The organism is Sulfurimonas sp. (genome assembly GCF_026991475.1).
In the GTDB taxonomy this organism is placed as follows: Bacteria; Campylobacterota; Campylobacteria; order Campylobacterales; family Sulfurimonadaceae; genus Sulfurimonas.
The window spans coordinates 1-22,054 of sequence record NZ_JALXBK010000007.1; the positions used below are offsets into that span (position 1 = coordinate 1).

The following is a 22,054-nucleotide window of genomic DNA, read 5'->3' on the forward strand; positions in this document are numbered from 1 at the left end:
ATTCGGAACTGGTCACTTACCATCTCACAACTTGCCATCTTTTTCGATGGCAGGTTGGATGATGCTTTAGATTTATGATACAATTTTAGGAATTATCCGATGCTGACACAGATTATTGAACACTACCCAAAAGACAGAGATATTAAACAGTGATGGTAGTATGAAATTCAGTGTTAGCATAACACATGAGATGGAGATACTCCCTATTGTTAAATATTGGATACCTCATATGTATATTCTTGAACCCAAATGGATGTGTGAGTTAATTCAAACTGATATACAGCAATATATTGAGAATTACATATAACAGACGATTAACCTTTATTATCTAAAAAGGCGAATTGGGTTAATGTGGTAATTTTTCTGAGTTACTTCAAAAACTAGTTCATCTCTTACTCGTCCTATGACTGCGCCCTTTCTTATTTTCCTACCTTTTTTAATGTCTGGTGCAATTTGAGAAAGATTTGCGTAGATGGTATGTAGTCCGTTTTTATGCTCAACGATGACAATATTATCTAAAACTGCAGTCTTGTCAGCGTAAACAACTCTTCCGTTCATTACATTTTTAACCTTCGCATTTGGCGATGTAGGTCGTAAAGATATTGACTCATTGAAAATTTTAATGCCATAAATCGGATCAGTATATGGACCATACTTTTTACTAATGGTGTATCTACTCAAAGGTGCAATAGTCCTAGGTCCTCTGTATCGAATAGTCTTAACACTCTGGTAACTATTACCGTGCTGTTTGACCTTTGGCAAGTTTTCATTAAGATTGATCTTCTGTTTTGCAAACGCAGCTTCTCGCTCTTTTCTTTCACGCTCTTTTTTAATAGTATCTTGTTTTACAATATTTAACTTTTCAAGTGTACTTTTCAAACTATTTTGTCTTCTTATCACTCTTTTTAACTGCCGAGTATAAGATGCTTTCTCTTTTTGCAATTTTGCTAAGGCACGTTTATTCTCTTTTGTAATTTGTATTGCTTTTTTTCTTTTCTTATCTATCTGTGTTATATTTGACTGTAAAGTAGTGGCATGACTTTGCAATAAATTCACTTTTTTTTCATTATCATAAAAGATACTATTGAGCTTTTTCACTTCATCCTGTGAGGATTTAAGCATTGTCTTTAAAACTTCCACCTCTATAAGTGATTCTTCATTTTGACTATATTTCTCTTCTAAAACAACCGACAAGGAGACACTCTTTGCTATAAAAAAGACTAACTTTTCTTCTATCTTATCTTGTTTATTTTTTAAAGCAATCTGTGATTTTCGTAAGAGTCTTAGCTGCTTTGTATCTTCATTATAACTCAGCTCTTTTGTTGCAAGATCTGCTTTGAGCTCTTTTAACTGTTTTATCTGTTGTTTGAGCATACGCTTTTGTTTTAAAATAGCATCAGCAGTCTGTATAAGCTTTTTATTTATATTTACATAGTTTTTCTTGTAGGAGTGTAGCTTTGAGCTTGTTTTATGTATCTTTGTATCAATACTAGTTCCCCCAAAAAGAGTGCTTGAAAGTAAAAAAAGAGTTAAAAATATATATTGCATCAGACCTCTTCTTTATGTCCAAGAACTATAAACGCAGCCAAAAGTATAGAGAGTGTGACAGAGATTGCCAATCCACTTAAAAAATCATTTACTTTATCAAAAACAACAATGTGTATACCAATGGTATGGAGCTGTTGGCTCACCCAACTACTAGATGCTATATATGAAAAAATTCCAAAATTAAGCACAGAGGCAATAAGTGCATCAACAATAGCTAATCTAAACAAAACAGCAGAACGCAGCCATGTAGGAGCACCAAATAAGCTCATAATATTCATCCGTTCGTTATGCTTAAATTGCCAAATACGAAGTTCTTTAAAAATGAGCAGCACTGTTACAATTAATATAGCAAAGGCAAGAACACTTATAACCGTTTTAAAAAGAAGCAGCAAATTATATATCGTATCATGTGTTGCAGAAAAGCTCTCCACTTTAGTGATTGATTTTATTTTTAGTAATTTTTTTCTTATCTTTTGTATCTCATCTGGACTTGGATATATAGCAAGTTTTAACTTGTAAAATCTTGGCAGAGTTGCTTTTAAAAGCTCTATATTGTTTTTACTAATTTTTGTATTAAGTTTTTTAATTACACTCTCAGGAGAGAGTTCTATTACATCTGCAATAGTAGAAACTTTTGCCTTCAACTCTTTTGGGAGTAGTTTATTTTGCGACACAATTACAAGCGAATAATTTTTTGTTAATTTATCTTTATATGCATTTATAGATCTATCAACAACAGTAAAAACCTGAATAGTAAATAAAATACTTACTAAAGCGATAACAAGAGAGAGATGATTTTTAAATGACTTCACGTATATCTCCAGACTCAATATGATAATGTTTATACTCAACTTTCATCGTCTCAGGTATATGGTGCGTTACTACGATGACGGTTGTCTCAAGCTGTTCATTTGCACCCTCAAGAAGATTCCAAATAAGCTGTGACGAGTAGTCATCAAGATTACCAGTCGGCTCATCTGCTAAAATAACAGTAGGATTATGGGCTAAAGCTCGCGCCATTGCCACACGCTGTTGCTCCCCACCACTCAATTCTTGTGGATATTTCCCAGTTTGATGCTGCAAGCGTACATGCTTTAACAGTGAATCAACCTGATTTTGTGTCACACTCTTCTCATATCCATTAATGATAAGTGGAAGCATAATGTTCTTCTCTATTGTCCACTCTTTTACAAGTTTATAGTCTTGAAACACTATGCCCAGATGTTTTCTCAAAAAATTCAGTTTCTTTTTACTAACACTTTTGAGCTCAACACCACCAACGACTAAGCTTCCCTCTATTGGTTTAAGTGCACCATAAAGAGATTTTAAGAGTGTTGATTTTCCACTCCCACTTGCACCAGTAATAAAAATAAAACTTCCAGTATCTACAGAAAAATTTACTTTATTAATAATTGTGTCATCATTTGAATACGCAAGAGATAAATTATTTGCGATTATCACTTTATCCATTTAAAATCCTAGCTAGTTCTTTATGTGCCTGTAAATTACTTCGTGATTTTAGCGGTTCTTGAGGATAGTAATCTATTTTGCTGTTATTAATAAGCAAATAAAGATGTTCTGGTCGATCAAAACTTCCCATAGATAAACGCAGCATAGTGCCATTTTGCGTTTTATAGACCCTCTCTACATGAATAAAGCCAGCCTCAAAACGAAATGTTTTATCATGTAGCGCTATTATCTCTTCATCACTCAAAGTAGACTTCTCAAAAGAAAAATCACCCACTACTTCAAGCATATCAGACTCTTCATCATTTATCATAGTTACATCATAAATGTTTTTCTCCATCTTTTTCCATCTATCTTCATACTTGGAACTTACTGCTATATCTCTATTTTTATTTATATGAAGCGTTGTTTTATTAAACGCAATAAAAGTCTCATAAGAGTACGCATAGTAATTTTCACTATCAGTTCTCAGCTCTAAAGTACCACCCACTTTTAAAACACGGCGTGACTCTTCAATAAATGATGTCGAAATTACTCTTCTATGTGGTTTTTTATCCCAAGGTACAGGAAAATGGACATAAATAGCACCTACAAGATTAGATGGAACAAGCTCCATAAAAAGACGCGCATCATAATCAAGCACAAGTAAATTGTCTAACTTTTGAATAACACTTTGCTTTAAAACCTGCTCAATAGATGGACGGTGAATCTCTATTCCTATAAAAAGTACATCAGGATTACTTGCCGCCTGATGCAACAAATGCCTTCCTGAGCCAAAACCAACCTCTATTCGCACCTCTTTATCACTTGGAAAATTATCTGCAAAAAACTCAATCTTTTTAAGTGCCGTCTCCTCTTGCAAATGTACATTTTGCTTTGCCTCAGGCACATTTGAAGCAATAACTTCTAGTTCTGCTGCTTTAGCATACCCTAAAAGTGCACAATGCACATTGTGTATAGATGCAGGACGAGTCAGCTTATCTGTTTTTAAAAGACTTCTGTTTTCTTCGACTTTTACTAGTAAAAAAAAGTCTTCACCCTCTACCGTTGTAGAGATAAGCTTTTCATCAGCATGGTTCGCATTTTGGGCAATAAAATTAAAATGTACCCCATCTTGAACTGCTGGCAGTTCTATCTCTTTAAACTCTTTTATGTGTAAATGTGGCATTAAAGCTCATTCAAATCTAAATCTTGCACAGGTGAAATTGTCTCCTGCGTTTGAGTACTTTTTGGTGCGACTTTTGGTGCAACTTTTGGCTCACTTTTCGTTTTGTTTTGTGTCTTATTTTGTGTCACTTTTGATCCATCAGTAATGATTTTTACTTCCGTACTTGGTTTAGAAACTAACCCATTTACATCTACTGCATAGATGGTATATGTATATGTACTATCTGGTTTTATATCACTATCAGTAAATTTATTAGTATCTATGTGGTCAAATTTTTTAATACTCTCTTTAAACCAGCCATCTTTTCGTTTTCTAACAACTTTGTAGTATATTGCTCTTGCATCATTTTTATTCCATGTTAAAATTACTTTATCATTAAAATGCATTGCTTCTACTGCTGCAGGTGCTAGTGGTTTGCTTAAAGTCATACCCATAACGGTATGTTTTTCATTTTCACTTTGTAAACCATCTTTGTCAACAACACTTACTCTATAAAAGTAAGATTTTCCATCTTCGTCTATTTTATCTTCAAATCTATTATTGTAAAGTTTTGCTATCAATTCATAATTTCCATCAATTCTATCACTTCGATACAAATAGTATCTTGCAAAATCTTTTGCATCCGATTTTTCCCATGTTATATCAATTTTTCTTGGAAGATTTTTCGTTGCATTTATTTGTGTAATACTCTTTGGTAAAGCTTTTGTCACAACTTTTACAATTTCAGAAGGTGTAGAAATAATTCCATCATAAGTCTCAACAAGTACACGATAAAGATAAACATGATCATCTTTTAAACCCATATCAATATACTCTGCGTTTAATCTTCCCTCCAAAGTTGCTATCTTATCCCACTCTGCATCGCCGTAAGTTTTTCTCTCTATAATGTACTTTTCAACTCTCTCATTTTCATCTGGTCGCCAAATAATTTTCGCCATACGAGGAAGTCCCTGTATAGAGTGAATCCAAGTCACAGACTGTAAAACAGGCAGTGTATTTACAACAAATATTTTAGTGCGTGCGCCCTCTGCATCTTTTGAAGCAACTTGAAATGCATAGCCATATCGTCTGCCTGGTTCTACAGAAGTATCTACAAAATGCGTTTGAAATCTATTGTTTATCGTTGCAAAATAGTGTATCTGTTTATTTTCTTTATCTGAAAAATCTCTTTTGTAAACATATATTGCTTTTACGCGAGGGTCTTGAATACTCTTCCACTCAAACGCAACTGTTTTCATATCTCTAATAATTCCATTTTTAGTCAAAGTCACTAGTGGCAATGACGAGTCAAGAATAGCCTTTTGCTGTGGTTTTGGGCTTGGTGAGACACAGCCGCTAAGAAACAGCAGTGAAGCTGCGCATAATATACTCAGTGTCGATAACTTCATTCAAAATCTCCTTGTCAAATTTATTTGTTATTGTATCTTGCATTATTTTATCAAAATCAGCTTTAAAATAGAGCTTCTCTTTTGTTGTTGGATGAATAAAATATATTAGGTATGCATGGAGCAAAATACGTTCCGATTTCTCTGCTTTAGGGGTTAATCCATATATATGATCACCCAAAATATGACGGTTCAGACTCTCTAAATGCACACGAATTTGATGTGTTCTTCCAGTAAAGAGTTTACATGCAATAAGCTGCGTTTTTTCATCTGCGCTTAGAGCAAGATGTTTAAACATTGTTTTTGCATATTTACCATGCTCAAGCCCACATGCCATCTTTAAACGGTTATGTGAACTACGCCCAATATTCGATTCTACTATTGTAACATCTTCTTTTAACGGAGGGGTAACAACAGCGATGTAGTAGCGTCCCATACTCTTATCTTGTAGCTGTTTTGAGAGAAATTCATGGGCTTCATTGTTTTTAGCAACAACCATTGTCCCACTTGTTCCTTTGTCGAGTCGATGCACAATTCCATGACGCTCTTCGCCACTAATAGTAGAGAGACGCACACCTTTATGTTTCAACCAATCAACCAAAGTTGCATCTTTGACACTAGGTGCTGGATGCACTGTTACACCACTTGGCTTGTTGATGACTAAGACATCATCATCTTCATAAAGAATCTCCACATCAAAATCAACATCAAGAGCTTTTTCTTTTTTTGCCTCAGGGAACTCTACTTTAACGCTCTGCCCTACTTTTAGCTTTACACCTGGTCGTGCTACTTTTTTGCCATCTACAAAAACACAATTATGTTTTATAAGTCCTGCTATTTGTGAACGGGTTTGTCCTATTTGTGCTGTTAAAAACGTATCTAAACGTTCGGGATTTGTACATACATACTCTTGTGTGTTTATCATTCTTTGTTACCTTTATGTTACAATCACAGTAATTTAATATGGAGATATAAACTTGTGGAGATTTGATAAGAGTATTTTATCACAATTTGACTTTCTTTCCATTATCCTTATAATTCCACTTGTCATGATGTCTCATTGGCTCATTGGTGAAGCCGTCCCTGCACTTGCTCAAAAACAGGTAGCCTATGTCGGTGTTGCCTTTGTCACTTTTTTGATTATCTTTGTACTTCCTATCCGTCGAATGAGTTGGATTATTCCTTTTATTTACTGGGCGAACATTGCACTTTTACTTGCTGTTGAGTTCTTTGGACACTCTCGTTTGGGTGCACAGAGATGGATAGACATTCCTTTCATAAACGCAACGATGCAGCCCTCTGAGTTTGTCAAACCTGCCCTTATTTTAATGCTTGCATACCTAATAAATAAAAGTCCTCCGCCCCTACACGGCTACCGACTCAAAGAGTTTTTAAAGCTCAGTCTATACATTTTTATCCCCTTTATTCTTATTGCAAAAGAACCTGACCTCGGTACGGCTATGGTGTTACTACTCATCGGTTTTGCTATTCTCTTTTATGTTGGTATTTACTGGAAAATTTTAGCTGCCATTGCTGCTATTGTTCTACTTTTTACACCTATTGCGTACAAATTTCTACTCCACGATTACCAAAAAGAGCGTATTACCGATTTTTTAAGTGAAAAGCCATCTTACCATGTACAACAGTCCATCATTGCCATCGGTTCAGGCGGTTGGAGTGGTAAAGACAAAGAAGATGCAACACAAACGCAGATGAAATTCCTGCCAATCGCTACAAGTGACTTCATCTTTGCATTTGTGGTTGAGCGCACCGGCTTTTTAGGTGCACTTGGGCTTATTACTCTCTATGCATTGCTTATTTTACATCTGCTGAGTTTGAGTATATTTAACAAAGACTATCTCATTAAGGTCGTTACCGCCGCCATTGCGTTTATGATATTTATCTATATGGGAGTAAATATATCTATGACCATAGGCTACGCCCCTGTTGTGGGGGTACCTCTACCGATGTTTAGCTATGGAGGGAGCAGTTTTTTAAACTTCATTGTCCTTTTTGCCATCATGCAAAATCTCATTACTTTTCGGTACAAAGATATGTATGACAAAAGCGGTAAAAAAAGTTTTGTTTAGGATATAAAAGCTATAAAATAGCTTTTATAGTTTTATCTTTCTTAACTCTCATCTACATGAATATCGGTACTAATTTCTAAGGTAACAGAAGAACCATCATCTGCTACTCCTGTGACTTCTTGATACTCTTGACCTGTTTCAGCATCTGTTTTAAAATCACCCAATTTCCACTCACCACTACCATCCGTATCCGTATCAAGACTAATACTATCAAACTTATCGCCATCAATACGAATAATATTATCATCACCAGTCATATCTAAAACATCGTCAACACTTAAAGAAGTAATATTTTGCGCACCATCATCAAGATTTATACTTTCTATATTATCAATATTATCTTTGAGTGCATCAAAATTAAGATCCATATCATTACTAATAACTAAGCCATCTAAACCTTCACCACCATCAATAAGAGAATCATTTCCATTAAAATCTCCATCTTTAAAATCATTCGAGTCAATTTTAAAGGTATCACTACCAGCTTCGCCATAAGCTTTAAAATCACTACCAGCTACATCTATAGTATCATCACCTGCTCCACCTTCAGCTTGCTGTTGCTGACCTGTACCCATATAGATAGTATCATTTGCATCTGTTCCTGTTGCCGATTCTTGATCACTATCCGACATATTTATTGTTTCACCCATATCATATACAATAGTTGTAGAGGCACTACTTGAACCATCTGTTGCTGTTGCTGTCAGGCTAATATCATCTGAAGCAGATAATGGAGTATCACTTACAAGTTTTAATCCATCTAATTGAGCAGAAGTCAGAACAGCTTGCCCATCTGCTACTGTTATATTATCTCCAAGACTATTGGTTAAAGTTGTACTATCAGGCATATCTACAGATATAGTTAAACTCTCACTTCCATCGGTATCACTCAATGCTGTATCAATATTTAGATTGTACGAATAGTGAACAGAAGAATTTACATTTTCCCCACCAAATGCAATATTTTCTATATCTTCAAGTTTTGTTACTGCATTAGTTGCATTATTCGTAACTTCTATTTTTCCATCACCCTTATCATCAACGGTAAAGTCATCACTTGTTCCTTTAAATATAACAGTATCATTACCCTCTCCACCTTTGATCTCTTGCCAACCCGCACCAACAGTTACCACATTATCACCATCACCAGTATCAATAAGAGCCTTATCGGATGAGGCATTCCCTACATTTATAATATCGTTACCATCTCCACCTTTTATCTCATTCCAATTATCCCCTAATATAATATTATTATTACCATCCCCTCCAGCATCAAATTTAGACTCCCCATCATTTGAACCATCGCCAGCAAGAATTGAATTATTACCATCTCCCAGTTTTACATCTTTCCAATTATCACCAAGGATAATTTTATTATTACCATCACCTGCATCAAATTGAGAATCATCAGCAGCATTACCTACAATAGCCGTATCATCTCCATCATTAAGCTTAATTTGTTCCCAATCATTACCAAATACAACTTGATTATTATTATCAGATAAATCTGCATCCCCACCATTTCCATCTTCATAGAAATGAACATCTGAAGCGTTCATTTCAATGCCAGTATTTGATTCACTAATAACCATCTCACCTAAATCAACAGTTACAGTAGGAGTATCAGCTACAGCATCAACATTTATGGTAGTTTGAGCTTCATTACTCCAATCAGTTCCATTATCTGAAACTTTAAAGTTAATGTTTACATTCGTATCACTATTTTCTGCAGGAGTAAATACAAGCTTTCCATCTGTAATATCACTAGCACTTATCACATCACCATCACTGACAGCAGTACCATTTAAAGTCAAACTTCCACTATCAGGAATATCTGTAATTGTTACAGAATGTAAAGCATCTCCATCTGTATCGCTGTATCCAAAATCATCTGTTGTAAAGGTATAATCGCTATCTTCATTGGTTATTACACTATCATTTTCTGCTGTAGCATAACTATTTAATGTGTCACTTCCGACATCATACTTGCCATCTGCAAACGTAATAGTCTCAACATCTTTAAATTCAACAACATCACCATTTTTCACACCATCACTAATATCAGTAACTACAATGTTCCCATCCTCTTTTACAATAGAATAATCAGCAATATTACCACTAAGTTTAGCAGTGTCATTTCCTAGTCCTCCATCAACAAAGAGATGGTTATTTGCATCATTAGCCTCAATATTTGCAGTATCATCACCTTCACCCATTAAAACAAAATCATCAGTGGCTTCTGTACTGCCCGAACTAGGTGTTCCATGCCAATATTGAGTAGAATCTGTATGTGCCGTAACATTACCTGCCGCATCAGTCTCTGTAACATTAAAAAATTCATTATCATTTACAGCAGTATTCTCAAGATTACTAATATCAACACTCCATATACCATCATCTCCTACCGTAGTAGATGCAACTGCATTATTGTCTTCATCATAAAGTATAATAGTATTTCCGACCTCTGCACCTGTACCTTGCATAGTCACTGAGCTATAGTCACCTGATGCATCTATAATATCCGTAATTGCCAGTTTTGTGATATCTGGCGCTTGTAAATCAGATATTATATTTCCCTGAGCATCATGTGTTGCTACTGTTTTGTCTGCAAACTTGATATTCTCCACATCATCATAGATATATTGATTCTCTTGGGTATCTATATTTTCTACTCTAAATCTTCCATTTGCATCTTCATGACTCACTGTATAATCATCTCTATTACCCTCAAATACTACAGTGTCATCTCCTTCACCACCTCGTACAATTTCATAACTTGCTCGGCCATCTCCTTCTGTAATATTTACAGTATCATCACCTGCTCCTGCATCGATGAAGTTTCTTCCCTCACCTCCGGTGATGATGTCATTACCTGATCCAGCTGAAATATGATCATTACCAGTACCTGAATTTATAACATCATCACCACTTCCTGTATAAATAACATCTCTCTCAGCACTTCCTATTACAACATCATTAACAAAATCTGCATTCACATTCCCCTGATCATCGTGTGTTTCTACTATTTGGTCTGCAAACTTGATGTTCTCAACATCATCATAGATATATTGATTCTCTTGGGTATCTATATTTTCTACTCTAAATCTTCCATTTGCATCTTCATGACTCACTGTATAATCATTTCTATTACCCTCAAATACTACAGTGTCATCTCCTGCACCACCTCGTACAATTTCATAACTTGCTCGTCCATCTCCTTCTGTAATATTTACAGTATCATCACCTGCTCCGGCATCGATGAAGTTTCTTCCCTCTCCTCCGGTGATAGTGTCATTGTCTGCGGTACCAACAAGATGATCATTTCCACTTGTTCCTACTATTTGTTCATTAGTGCCTGTTACATCCACAGTAACATTAGCAGTAGCCTCACCACCCTTACCATCAGAAACTGTATAATCAAATGTTACATCTTTATGTTCTCCATCATTCATCTCTTGCAACTCTTTACTAGGTGTAAATTCTACTTTCCCATCATCTGTAAGTATTGCAGTTCCTAAAGTGTTCCCATTTTCATCTGTAATGCTCGCAGTTTGTCCATCGCTTACATCTTGCCCATCTATCTTAGTGATTGCCAGTTTATCACCATCTGCATCTGTGTCATTTGCTAGGACATCTATTATTACTGGACTATCTTCATCTGTTGATATATTCGTACCACCAATTGTGGTATCTCCTGTAACCGCTAAATCAAAGTTTCCAACACTATCACTAACGGTGCCATCACTAGAAATACCATTCATATCCCAATGTGCTACTTTTTCTCCATCAACTGAAACACTTACATCCTGAAATTCTCCACTGAAAATTTGATTGCTATCGAGTCCACCACCAACATGATCTTGTTCTTGACCTAACATCAGAACACCATTACTATCTATAGTATGTCCTTTTGCTATTGTTTGGATTCCTTCTAAATTTCCATCAAGAAAAAATTCTGCTTTACCTGTTTGGCTGTCCCACGAAACATTAAACTTATGTTGTGTACCATCAAAAAGTTCATCACTTGTAATACCTGTATTTACATTAGCACCATTAAGATAAAGTTTTACATTATTACCATCACTAAATATTAGAAACTCATTATCCTGTTCGCTTGAATCATATGAAAGAATTGATGCCTGACCTTGATTTGCTTCACCTGTTAAGCTTATTGTAATATCAACTGAAGTTGCTCCACCAAGTAGTTCAGGGTTACTACCTGTACTATCTAAAACTAGAGCTCCATCAGTTCCTGTCTCATTTACTATAATTTCACTTTCTGTGTTTTCTGTTGCTAGTTTAGAAGCTACATCTGCATCACTTGCCTCTTCTTCTGCTGTAATAACATTAGAAATATCCAAAGTAGCAGTAATATCCTCTGATGCACTCCAATCATTTACTGTGTAATGTATTGGTAAATTATTTACATCTACAGTAGTTTCTGCAGGCGTAAATGTATATGTACCGTCATCATTTTCTGTAAGAGTTCCATATTTTGGATCTACATTTACATTACTTACAGTAAGATCTGAACCATCTCTTGCACCATGCACTGCTGTTGAGTTTGCAAGCAGATCTTGCGCACTAAAAGTAATACTTGCATCTTCTGAAACACTCCCAAGATCAACCCCATGCGCATCAGTTGTATCTTCCGTGTGCAGTTCACCACCACTAAGTTCATCTTTTAAACTCATCATATCTTTTAGTTTATCACTCATTGCATCAAGTGGATCCATAAAATCAATTCCAGACGACTCACCAGACGATTCATTCGTTGCATCACTTACAATATCCAATACCGTATCTTGCACATGATTCATCATATCTGATTCTACCTGCGCTGCGTTGTCAGCATTGAATGAGTGTACACCTTCTACACCAGAATCTACAAGAGAATCCAGAACATGTGCTACATCAGATTCTCTCACATCGGCAGACGAGAGGTCAAGATGTGTATCTGCAAGTGCTTCTCTTGCTTCATCTGAAACTTGAATCCCGTTACTCGCGTCACCGTCACTATCGAGTGATTGCAAGAACATCGCCATATTTTCTACCTGTTCATTGTCAAAGTTATCCAGCTCTACACCTGCGAGATCTTGCAAAAACATAAAGTTACCATCACCATCATCAAAGTTATGAATAGCATCTGCACTTGCACTTCCAATTGTTACGCCACCTATACTAAAAGTAACAGTATCACCATCATTGTATGTAAAGTTACCATCGGCATCTGTCACACCATGAACACCAGAACTTGTGTTAAATTCACATCCAGCTATAGCACTATCTTGAACACTACCTGTATTTGAACCACTCGTATCTTTATCTATTGTAGTCTGTTCACTTCCTTCATTGCCGGCTGCATCTTTTGTGCTCATATCTACGGTCAATGTTCCATCATCAAGTGAACTTAAATCTTGTATCGTACTCCAAGTGCCATCATCATTTACAGTAATGTCATCACTCGATACATTTATGGTATTTGTACCGTCCGTAACACTTAAGGCAGTTATAGTCCCTCCAGATTCAAGTGTACCGTCTATAAGAACTGAACTTGCTTCATCCTCTTCTATAACATTATTATTGTCACTACCGTCATCATCATGAATGGCAAGTGTCGCTTCTGAGAGTTCATCTACATTTATGATATGTGTCGCTGTTTCAGATGCATTACCCGCAGCATCGCTTACATCTGCATCTACCTGGTACGCTGTAGCATCATTAAGATCTTTTACATCAGCAGAAGGAACGTCCACACTCCAGTTACCATTGGCATCCACATCAGCACTATATGTTTTATCATTGAGTGTCAACGTAACGCTTTGCCCCTCTTCAATGCCTGTCGTAGTACCATTTACTGTTAAAGTATCATCAGACTCAGCGGCATTTACAACATCATCATCTGAAATCGTATTTATAGCAATAGTCCCTGCCGTATCATCAATATCATTTACGTTAACAGTAACACTTTGTGTAGAACTCGTTCCATCAGCACTCGTGGCAGTCACATCAAATGTATAGCTCTCTTTGTTTTCAAAGTCTATAGCATTATCACCATCTACAACCACTCGTCCATCATCTTCCACTCTAAAAGGCACAGCATCACCATCTACATCTACTGCGTTTAGAGTAACACCTGTGTATGTTCCATCTGCTACATTTTCATCTACTGCGTTTACTGTTGTATCGCTGTCTGTTACTTCTGAAATTCTATCATTCGTAGCACCAGATTCCATCGTAGTCTGCACCGTTTGACGGGTATCATCTACAACTTTTACATTATCTGTCGTATCTACACTCTCATTTGCTGCGTCTGCCGCTACCTTTAGCGTGTTTATTGCTGCATCAAGAGCATTGGCAGCATTTGCAGCTGTTGTTGCCGCTGCAGTAGCTACATCCTCAGCATCTTGCGCCGCTGTTAAATTCTCCTCTGTTGGCATATCATCCGCTTTAGCAGCAGCATTATCGGCTGCAGTTGCGGCATCTGTTGCAGTTTTTGCTGCATCATTTGCTGCGTTTGTAAGGTCTGAGACATTATTTTTTATTTGAGAAAGGGTGTCAAGAAGTGATTCTCTATTTATATCTAAAGGAGTCTCAACAGTATGATCAACTACCGTTTCCACCGTAGGAATTGCAGTATCTCTTATTACTGTATCGGTAATACTATTATTTGTATTGTTATCAACTGCAACATCTATTGTCTTAAAATTTGATGCTAAGTCACCGTCCGAGCTATCAGTCGCTGCTACACCAGCCGCTGTTTGCATTGCATCAGCATCATCATTTACATTATTTGGATTATTGCTATCGCTTATTAAATCCTGTAAGGAGTGAGTATCTGTGACAGTTTCATCTGATGAAAATTCCACATTTGAAAGAGATGAATCAAAAAGTTGCTTTTCATTTCCAAGAACAACCAAATCTGTTCCATCATTCATTGTCAAAATCAGAGAATCTAAATCACTATTTCCATTAGCTCCAACAACAATTTCACCCTCATAAATCTTGTCACCCTCTGAGAGTTCTCGCAAAGAACCATCGGGCTCTTTTGCATAAAATTTTCCACTTATATCTCTTACAACAGCTATTTGATTTGCCACAACAAACTCCTAAATTTTATATATTTGGAGTAATTATAAAGTTTTTACAAATTATTTACTATTGTACTCAGGTACAATAACGCTAGTAAGAGAGATAAAATAACCCCACGCATTACAAAATTTTTCAACATAAGTTGTATTTACTCATCTGCAAAATATAGTGTATAATACTTTTATGAATAAAATATTATTAAGCTTACTTTTTACGGTTTCACTTTTTGGTGCAGAATTAAACTGGATACACAATTATAATAAGGGTTTAGAAGTAGCTAAAAAAGAGCATAAAGATGTTTATCTTTTTATTGGTGCAGATGCTTGTAAATACTGCAAAAAATTTAAAAAGACTACCCTCTCTAAAAAGTATGTAATGAACAAGCTAAACGCAGACTTTGTCCCCATCTATCTCTCTCGAGACCAACACAAAATCCCCGATAAATTTGAGCGCTATGGAGCACCAAGACACTACTTCTTGACATCTGATGGCAAAATTTATGATGAAGATGTTGGGTATATGTCTCCTGAACGTTTTCTTTCGCTTTTAAAAGAGGTGAAATCTTTCAAATAATGGGACAGAATCTAAAAAATAGATAATCCCGTTTTACTTGTAAAGAGTTCTAATGCTTTTGTACCGACAAGTGAATTTCCTTGAGCATTTAGAGCTGGTGCCCAGACTGCTATGCCCATCATTTTTGGAACAACTGCGACTATTCCACCACCTACTCCACTCTTACCGGGAAGTCCAACATGAAATGCAAAATCACCTGAAGCATCATAGTGTCCACAGGTAAGCATCACTGCGTTTATACGCTTTGCCTGCTGCGATGTAATATAAGTTTTACCCGTGATTGGATCTACGCCGTGATTTGCCAAATAAAGCATAGAACGGGAGAGCATTTTTGTATTCATCTCAATTGAGCAGTGCTGAAAATATATTTTTATAACTTCCATGACATCATTATCAAAGTTATTAAAACTCTTCATCAAATTTGCCAATGCCAAATTTCTAAATCCATGTTCCATCTCTGACTCTGCAACAATATCATTAAATGCTATTGAGGTATCATCTGCAATGGCGTGCATAAAGTCTAAAATCTTTTTAGAGGTAGATGTAGAACTCTTAAAATATGTGAGCAAAACATCTGTTACATTTATAGCGCCTGCGTTTATAAATGGATTTCTTGGTTTTCCAGACTCATATTCAAGCTGCACTAAGGAGTTAAAAGGATTCCCCGACGGCTCTCGTCCTATACGCTCATACAGCTCTAAACCATAGTGCTTAAGTGCCAAAGTAAATGTAAATACTTTTGAAATACTTTGAATAGAAAACAGTGTATCTGCCTGACCAACACTATACTGCCTGCCATCAAACATAGTAAGTGTCATAGCAAACTGCTCAGGATTCACATTGGCAAGTGCCGGAATATAATTAGCAACTTTTCCTTCTCTTAAATAAGGATAAACCTCTTCTTTAATCTCTTCTAATATTGATTGGTAATTCATCATATGGTAAGTATATCATAGTTTGTGAAAATTTTTTTAGGGGAATTTAATATTTCTTCAAGTGGTGGACGAGGAGAGATTCGAACTCTCGGTACAGTTACCCATACGCATCCTTAGCAGGGATGTGGTTTCAGCCACTCACCCACTCGTCCATTTGAAGAGCGTAATTATAATGAGAGTTATATAACAGATAGCTTAAATACGAGCCAAAATTTTTGCTACAACTTCTGAGGGATTCTTTGCTTGATAAATAGGACGCCCAACAACGATGAAATCTACTTTTTGCTCTTTTGCAAACGCAACATCTGCCACGCGTTTTTGATCACCTGCATCTTCTCCAAAAGGGCGAATGCCTGGAGTAAGTGTCATAAAATTTTCATTTGTAATATTTTTGATGGATGCTGATTCGTAGGCAGAACAGACCACACCATCAAGCCCACTCTCTTGTGCATCTTTTGCAAATTGATTAGCCTTATTTGCAATGTCTGATTCATAAACTGCTTGAAACTCCTCTTCACTAAATGAGGTCAAAGCGGTTACTGCCAAAACAATAGGACGATTTTCATATTTTTCAAGTCTTTGCATTACAGTACTCATTGCGCGTTTGCCTGCACTAGCATGGACATTAAACATATCTACACCAAGCCCCATAATAGACTCTGCTGCATCTGCCATTGTATTTGGAATGTCATAGAGTTTCAAATCTAAAAATATTTTAAAATCAGGATTGATATTTTTGATGGCTTTTAAAAATGCTTCACCATCACGAATGTAAGTACGAAGTCCGACTTTGAGCCAGACATCATGCTCTTTTATCTTTTGGATTAAAGCTAAGTTTTCTTCTTCTGTAGGGAGGTCAAGTGCAACACATAATTCCATAAATAACTCTTTATAATTGATTTATGGAATTATAGCACTTGTGGGTTAAAAGGAAGTTTTACTTTCCATTAACCATAGTTTCTATTTTTTCAACTACTGATGGATCTTCAAGTGTTGAAATATCTTGGGTAATAGCTTCACCTTTTGCAATGGCACGTAAAATACGACGCATAATTTTTCCAGAGCGTGTTTTAGGAAGACCTGGTACAAAAACAATATCATCACAAATAGCAATATTTCCTATCTCTCTTTTAATTATGCCATTGATGGCTTTTACCTCTTCAACCTCATCAGCTACACCATCATCAGACTTGAGAATAATATATGCAAATATTCCCTCACCTTTTAACTCATGTGGCTTCCCAACAACGGCAACTTCTGCTACATTTGGATGTTTTTTGATGGCAGCTTCTACTTCAGCAGTTCCCATTCTATGACCGCTTACATTAATGACATCATCAGTTCGCCCAGTAATCGTAATGTAACCATCTTCATCATATACAGCACCATCACCTGTAAAATAGACAGCTTTACCATCTTTTTTCACATCACCATAGTATGATTTAATATAACGCTCTTCATCACCCCAAACACCACGGATTTGTGCAGGCCAAGGTCTTGTAATACACATATAACCAGTTTCACCGACTTCAGCTTTTTCACCCGTAGCAGGATCTAATATTTCAGCGATAATTCCAGGAAGAGGAAGCGTTGCACATGCAGGTTTAATAGGAGTAGCACCAGGAAGTGGAGAGACAATATGCCCACCTGTTTCTGTCTGCCAGTATGTATCTACGATTGCACACTTACTTGAGCCTACCTGCTCGTAGTACCATTTCCACGCTGGAGGATCTATTGGTTCACCAACTGTTCCAAGGACTTTAAGAGATGACAAGTCATATTTTTTCGGTTCATCTTCACCCATTTTATGTAAAACACGAATAGCAGTAGGTGCAGTATAAAATTGATTAATTCTATGATTTTCAACCATAGACCAAGGACGACCTGCATCAGGGTAAGTAATAACACCCTCAAACATCACAGTAGTAGCACCCATTGCAAGCGGACCATATACTATATATGTATGTCCTGTAATCCAACCAACATCGGCAGTACACCAGTAAGTATCGTTCTCTTTTACATCAAATACCCACTCCATTGTCATCTGCGCCCAAAGAATGTACCCAGCAGAGTTATGTTGTACCCCTTTTGGTTTGCCTGTACTTCCTGAAGTATAAAGCAAAAAGAGAGGATCTTCACTATCCATAACTTCAGACTCACATACTGCTGATTTACCTTTAATAAGTTCATTGTAAGAGTAATCGCGCCCTTTTTTCCATGTAACATCTTCGCCATTTCGCTCAACTACCAGCACTTTTTTTACAGGTGTACCTCCCTCTAATGCAGCATCAACAACTGGTTTTAACATATATGGTCTCTCTTTTCTAAAAGCACCATCAGCAGTAATGACAACTTTAGCTTCAGCATCTTCAATTCTATCTCTTAATGCTTCAGCAGAAAAACCACCAAAAACTATGGAGTGAATAGCCCCTATTCTTGCACATGCAAGCATTGCATAAGCGGCCTCAGGAATCATTGGCATATAAATGACAACCCTATCCCCTTTTTTTACTCCAAAATCCTCTTTTAAAAGATTTGCAAATCTGTTTACATTTTTATAAAGATCAAGATATGTAATAGTCTGGACATCACCTCTGTCTCCTTCAAAAATAATAGCTGCTTTATTTTTGCGTTTGTCTAAATGACGGTCAATACATTGGTGTGCGACATTAAGCTTTCCGCCATCAAACCACTTAACAAATGGAGCTTTGCTCTCATCTAACACATTTGTAAAAGGTTCTATCCAATCTATCTTCTCTTTAGCCCAATCACCCCAAAAGCCTTCATAATCATTAAGCGCTCTATTTTGGAGGGCATGGTATTCATCCATATTTTTAATTCTTGCATTTGCTGCAAACTCTGGATTTGGTTGAAAAATTTGTTTTACTGACATATATCTGCCTTTTTATTTAAAATTTGGTTGTTGAAAATTATATCTTAGGATAATTTATCTTTCCTTGAAGTTATCCCTTAATTTATTTTTACTATAATTAGAAAAATTTAAATAAAGAGGTTTCAAATGTTTGGAAGACCAGAATTAAAAGAGTACAACTTAAGCGAAGATGAGTTAGCAAAACTCCAATATGCAAAAATGACAACAAGTAAAGGTGATATTTGGATTAAATTGTATCCAGAGGAGACTCCAAATACAGTAGCAAACTTTGCACACTTAGCAGAAACAGGATTTTATAACAACCTAAACTTTCATCGTGTTATCCCTGGGTTTATGGCACAAGGTGGCTGTCCTACAGGAACTGGTACAGGTGGACCAGACTGGGCTATTAAATGTGAAACTGAGAAAAATACTCATAAACATGTAAAAGGGACATTATCAATGGCTCATGCAGGACCAAATACAGGTGGAAGCCAATTTTTCATCTGTTTTGTACCATGTCCACATTTAGATGGTGTGCATACTGTATTTGGTGGAATTGAAGAAAATGATGCTGATAGTTTTGCAGTTCTTGATTCTATTGAAGGTCAAGATGATATTAACTCTATAGAAATATTTGAAAAGAGAGTGTAAACAGCTATGAAAAAAACACTATTATCTTTAAGTATATTTTTCTTAATAGGCGCAACAGAATTATCTGCATTTGGCCTTAGTGATGTTACAAATGCAATGTCTCAAAACACATCAACTCCACAGGCAACAAGTTCACAAGCAAGTGGATTGACAGAGATGCTTTCAAAACAACTTAATATATCAGACAAACAAGCGTCAGGTGGTGTAGGCAGTATACTAAGCTATGCAAAATCTGCTCTTACATCAAATAAGTTTCAGACACTTAAAAGTGCCATTCCTAATGCACAATCACTTATGAGTATGGTACCCAAAGGCAATTCTACATCAGGCGGCTTGAGTTCACTTACAAATGCTATGGGTGGTAATTCTATCTCGAAGATGGCTGGTCTTGCATCACAATTTTCATCTTTAGGATTAAGTAGTGGTATGATTTCAAAATTTGTTCCAATCATAATGCAATATTTTAAAAGTTCTAATAAAACTGAAGCTGGAAATATCTTAAGTTCTCTGTTTTAGTCATTACACGCTGCGTTTACTTAAACGCAGCAATTTTATTTACAAATCTACCAATTCAGATATAAGTTTATTTGCTACAATACCAACCCTCATATCTAATAATAATGAATACAATAAAGCTTTTTTGCAGTATAATACACTATTATATAAACTTAAAGGATTTAACATTTTAGTCCATATTTGCTGCAGTGTTGACAGCCACTTTTTTTTAGAAAAGCTCCAAGAAGATTTTCCCGATGAAAGGCTGACTGGCTTTTTTTATGACCCAAATATCCATCCATACTCAGAGTACCAATTACGCCTACTTGATGTCAAACGCAGCTGTAAAAAGCTTGGCATTGAACTGCTTGAAGGTGAATATGATTTCCAGAGTTGGATGCAGGCTGTAAAAGGCTTAGAAAAAGAGCCTGAAAAAGGTGCAAGATGTGAAGTTTGCTTCGATAGACGATTCAAAGTAAGTGCAAAAAAAGCGCTCGAACTTGGCGAGAAAAAAATCACGACCACACTTCTTGTAAGTCCTCTAAAATCTCAAGAACAACTCAAGCGTGTAGGCGATGAATTTTACAAAAGCCACGGTGTCGAATTTGTTGCAGTTGACTACCGAAGTGGTGGTGGCACGCAAGACCAAAGTCGAGTCACAAAAGAGGAGCAACTCTATCGTCAAGATTACTGTGGCTGTATCTTTGGTCTTACAATGCAAAGAGAACAACAAAATAGAATTATGGATGAGATGTTTTCTCCCATTTCTGGACAAATTCTTCCTGCATCTATTGAAGAGAGATTAGAATTTTATACTAAACGCAACGAACTAGAAGAACAAAATATAAACTATAAGATCATCAAGCAAAAATTTTTAAATTATCGTCAATTTAGTCTAAAATTAATCTCTGGAAAGAGAGATATAGTAGATGCTTATGCGCTTAGTTACTCAACACTTCCCCGTAAAAAGGCACAAGGAAGAGTAGAATTTACGCATAACGACATAAGTTATTTTAATCGTGAAGAGATAAAATTTTTAACCCGTGAAACTTTTAACAGACTCACACAGAGTGACTTCAAATCTATTAAAGATATTATTTATAATCCTCTTAGTTTTAAAAAAGAGTTAACACTTCGCACAAATATTTCTGGTTCAAATTATGACTTAACACCTATTATAATTGTTGAAGAAATTCCACAAACAAAGCTCACCCTCCATCTTGATGCCAAGACATACGATGACACAAAAGAGGACATTATCTTTTCTTAACAAAAAATTAGCTAAAATATCAAAAATATATTATTACAAAGGTTTCCTAATTATGCTTTTAGATGTTGTAGAAATTCAAAAGATATTGCCCCACCGTTATCCATTTTTGCTTGTTGACAGAGTGACAGATATGACAAAAGGTGAGTCAATCATCGCTTATAAAAATGTCTCTATCTCTGAACCTGTTTTTCAAGGTCACTTTCCAGGTCATCCTATCTATCCAGGTGTTATGATTTTAGAAGGAATGGCACAAGCTGGTGGTATTTTATCGTTTTTAAGTATGGGCGAATTAAGCGAAGAAGAGATTGCAAATAAAGTAGTTTACTTTATGAGTATTGACAAAGCAAAATTTAGAACTCCTGTAAGACCTGGTGACCAACTTGAGTATAGAATCTCAGTTATCAAACAAAAAGGTACTATTTGGATGCTTAAAGGTGAAGCTTATGTTGACAACAAACTTGCAAGTGAAGCTGAATTAAAAGCTATGATAGTAGATAAATAAAGG

Annotated in this window: 16 protein-coding genes and 1 tRNA gene; 6 read left to right on the forward strand and 11 right to left on the reverse strand. The window is 36.0% G+C overall.

Annotation, left to right across the window (positions count from 1 at the left end; all coding sequences use genetic code 11):
- Positions 1–324: 324 nt before the first annotated feature.
- From MV589_RS00490 to MV589_RS00515, 6 genes are read right to left on the reverse strand one after another with little or no spacing between them, the layout of a single operon-like run.
- Positions 325–1,548 (reverse strand): murein hydrolase activator EnvC family protein, encoded by a 1,224-nt coding sequence (locus tag MV589_RS00490; protein ID WP_297431018.1) that lies wholly within the window; start codon positions 1,546–1,548, stop codon positions 325–327.
- Positions 1,548–2,360 (reverse strand): cell division protein FtsX, encoded by an 813-nt coding sequence (locus MV589_RS00495; protein WP_297431020.1) that lies wholly within the window; start codon positions 2,358–2,360, stop codon positions 1,548–1,550. The genes MV589_RS00490 and MV589_RS00495 overlap by 1 nt, the downstream gene beginning before the upstream one ends.
- Positions 2,347–3,018: a cell division ATP-binding protein FtsE gene (locus tag MV589_RS00500; RefSeq protein ID WP_297431022.1), complete on the reverse strand. Its 672-nt coding sequence runs from the start codon at positions 3,016–3,018 to the stop codon at positions 2,347–2,349. The genes MV589_RS00495 and MV589_RS00500 overlap by 14 nt, the downstream gene beginning before the upstream one ends.
- Positions 3,011–4,183: a tRNA (guanosine(46)-N7)-methyltransferase TrmB gene (trmB, locus tag MV589_RS00505; protein WP_297431024.1), complete on the reverse strand. Its 1,173-nt coding sequence runs from the start codon at positions 4,181–4,183 to the stop codon at positions 3,011–3,013. Before trmB ends, MV589_RS00500 begins: the two co-directional genes overlap by 8 nt.
- Positions 4,183–5,571: a fibronectin type III domain-containing protein gene (locus tag MV589_RS00510; RefSeq protein WP_297431026.1), complete on the reverse strand. Its 1,389-nt coding sequence runs from the start codon at positions 5,569–5,571 to the stop codon at positions 4,183–4,185. Before MV589_RS00510 ends, trmB begins: the two co-directional genes overlap by 1 nt.
- Positions 5,519–6,493 carry an RluA family pseudouridine synthase gene (locus MV589_RS00515; protein ID WP_297431029.1) on the reverse strand — a complete coding sequence of 325 codons (975 nt, stop codon included), beginning with the start codon at positions 6,491–6,493 and terminating at the stop codon, positions 5,519–5,521. The genes MV589_RS00510 and MV589_RS00515 overlap by 53 nt, the downstream gene beginning before the upstream one ends.
- 52 nt (positions 6,494–6,545) lie before the next feature.
- On the opposite strand from MV589_RS00515, the gene MV589_RS00520 reads away from it, so the two are divergent.
- Positions 6,546–7,658: an FtsW/RodA/SpoVE family cell cycle protein gene (locus MV589_RS00520; RefSeq protein WP_297431031.1), complete on the forward strand. Its 1,113-nt coding sequence runs from the start codon at positions 6,546–6,548 to the stop codon at positions 7,656–7,658.
- Positions 7,659–7,699: 41 nt separating this feature from the next.
- On the opposite strand, the gene MV589_RS00525 is transcribed toward MV589_RS00520, so the two are convergent.
- Entirely contained in the window at positions 7,700–14,758 is a 7,059-nt protein-coding gene (locus MV589_RS00525) for a cadherin-like domain-containing protein (protein ID WP_297431034.1), read from the reverse strand.
- A gap of 175 nt (positions 14,759–14,933) precedes the next feature.
- Between MV589_RS00525 and MV589_RS00530 the strand changes: the two genes are divergently transcribed.
- Positions 14,934–15,323: a thioredoxin family protein gene (locus MV589_RS00530; RefSeq protein WP_297431035.1), complete on the forward strand. Its 390-nt coding sequence runs from the start codon at positions 14,934–14,936 to the stop codon at positions 15,321–15,323.
- Between the two features lie 11 nt (positions 15,324–15,334).
- Here the strand turns inward: MV589_RS00530 and MV589_RS00535 are convergent, their stop codons facing one another.
- The 4 genes from MV589_RS00535 to acs form a co-directional block, all read right to left on the reverse strand.
- Positions 15,335–16,258 carry a glutaminase gene (locus tag MV589_RS00535; RefSeq protein ID WP_297431057.1) on the reverse strand — a complete coding sequence of 308 codons (924 nt, stop codon included), beginning with the start codon at positions 16,256–16,258 and terminating at the stop codon, positions 15,335–15,337.
- Between the two features lie 62 nt (positions 16,259–16,320).
- Positions 16,321–16,410: transfer RNA gene (locus MV589_RS00540), tRNA-Ser, on the reverse strand.
- Between the two features lie 43 nt (positions 16,411–16,453).
- Positions 16,454–17,137: an orotidine-5'-phosphate decarboxylase gene (gene pyrF, locus MV589_RS00545; RefSeq protein WP_297431036.1), complete on the reverse strand. Its 684-nt coding sequence runs from the start codon at positions 17,135–17,137 to the stop codon at positions 16,454–16,456.
- A gap of 58 nt (positions 17,138–17,195) precedes the next feature.
- Positions 17,196–19,151: an acetate--CoA ligase gene (gene acs, locus MV589_RS00550; RefSeq protein ID WP_297431038.1), complete on the reverse strand. Its 1,956-nt coding sequence runs from the start codon at positions 19,149–19,151 to the stop codon at positions 17,196–17,198.
- Between the two features lie 126 nt (positions 19,152–19,277).
- Between acs and MV589_RS00555 the strand changes: the two genes are divergently transcribed.
- The 4 genes from MV589_RS00555 to fabZ all read left to right on the forward strand — a co-directional run bounded on the left by MV589_RS00555 (position 19,278) and on the right by fabZ (position 22,051).
- Positions 19,278–19,784: a peptidylprolyl isomerase gene (locus MV589_RS00555; protein ID WP_297431039.1), complete on the forward strand. Its 507-nt coding sequence runs from the start codon at positions 19,278–19,280 to the stop codon at positions 19,782–19,784.
- Between the two features lie 6 nt (positions 19,785–19,790).
- On the forward strand, positions 19,791–20,300 hold the full coding sequence (locus MV589_RS00560) for a DUF2780 domain-containing protein (protein WP_297431041.1): 510 nt from the start codon (positions 19,791–19,793) through the stop codon (positions 20,298–20,300).
- A gap of 166 nt (positions 20,301–20,466) precedes the next feature.
- Positions 20,467–21,549 (forward strand): epoxyqueuosine reductase QueH, encoded by a 1,083-nt coding sequence (locus MV589_RS00565; protein ID WP_297431058.1) that lies wholly within the window; start codon positions 20,467–20,469, stop codon positions 21,547–21,549.
- 52 nt (positions 21,550–21,601) lie between these two features.
- On the forward strand, positions 21,602–22,051 hold the full coding sequence (gene fabZ, locus MV589_RS00570) for a 3-hydroxyacyl-ACP dehydratase FabZ (protein WP_297431043.1): 450 nt from the start codon (positions 21,602–21,604) through the stop codon (positions 22,049–22,051).
- Positions 22,052–22,054: the final 3 nt, after the last annotated feature.

Bases quoted from the DNA above. Each gene is read 5' to 3' on its own strand.
- MV589_RS00555 (WP_297431039.1), top strand. From the start codon at position 19,278: ATGTTTGGAAGACCAGAATTAAAAGAGTACAACTTAAGCGAAGATGAG.
- MV589_RS00535 (WP_297431057.1), bottom strand. From the start codon at position 16,258: ATGAATTACCAATCAATATTAGAAGAGATTAAAGAAGAGGTTTATCCT.
- acs (WP_297431038.1), bottom strand. From the start codon at position 19,151: ATGTCAGTAAAACAAATTTTTCAACCAAATCCAGAGTTTGCAGCAAAT.
- MV589_RS00530 (WP_297431035.1), top strand. From the start codon at position 14,934: ATGAATAAAATATTATTAAGCTTACTTTTTACGGTTTCACTTTTTGGT.
- MV589_RS00500 (WP_297431022.1), bottom strand. From the start codon at position 3,018: ATGGATAAAGTGATAATCGCAAATAATTTATCTCTTGCGTATTCAAAT.
- MV589_RS00490 (WP_297431018.1), bottom strand. From the start codon at position 1,548: ATGCAATATATATTTTTAACTCTTTTTTTACTTTCAAGCACTCTTTTT.
- MV589_RS00510 (WP_297431026.1), bottom strand. From the start codon at position 5,571: ATGAAGTTATCGACACTGAGTATATTATGCGCAGCTTCACTGCTGTTT.
- MV589_RS00515 (WP_297431029.1), bottom strand. From the start codon at position 6,493: ATGATAAACACACAAGAGTATGTATGTACAAATCCCGAACGTTTAGAT.
- MV589_RS00560 (WP_297431041.1), top strand. From the start codon at position 19,791: ATGAAAAAAACACTATTATCTTTAAGTATATTTTTCTTAATAGGCGCA.
- trmB (WP_297431024.1), bottom strand. From the start codon at position 4,183: ATGCCACATTTACACATAAAAGAGTTTAAAGAGATAGAACTGCCAGCA.
- fabZ (WP_297431043.1), top strand. From the start codon at position 21,602: ATGCTTTTAGATGTTGTAGAAATTCAAAAGATATTGCCCCACCGTTAT.
- pyrF (WP_297431036.1), bottom strand. From the start codon at position 17,137: ATGGAATTATGTGTTGCACTTGACCTCCCTACAGAAGAAGAAAACTTA.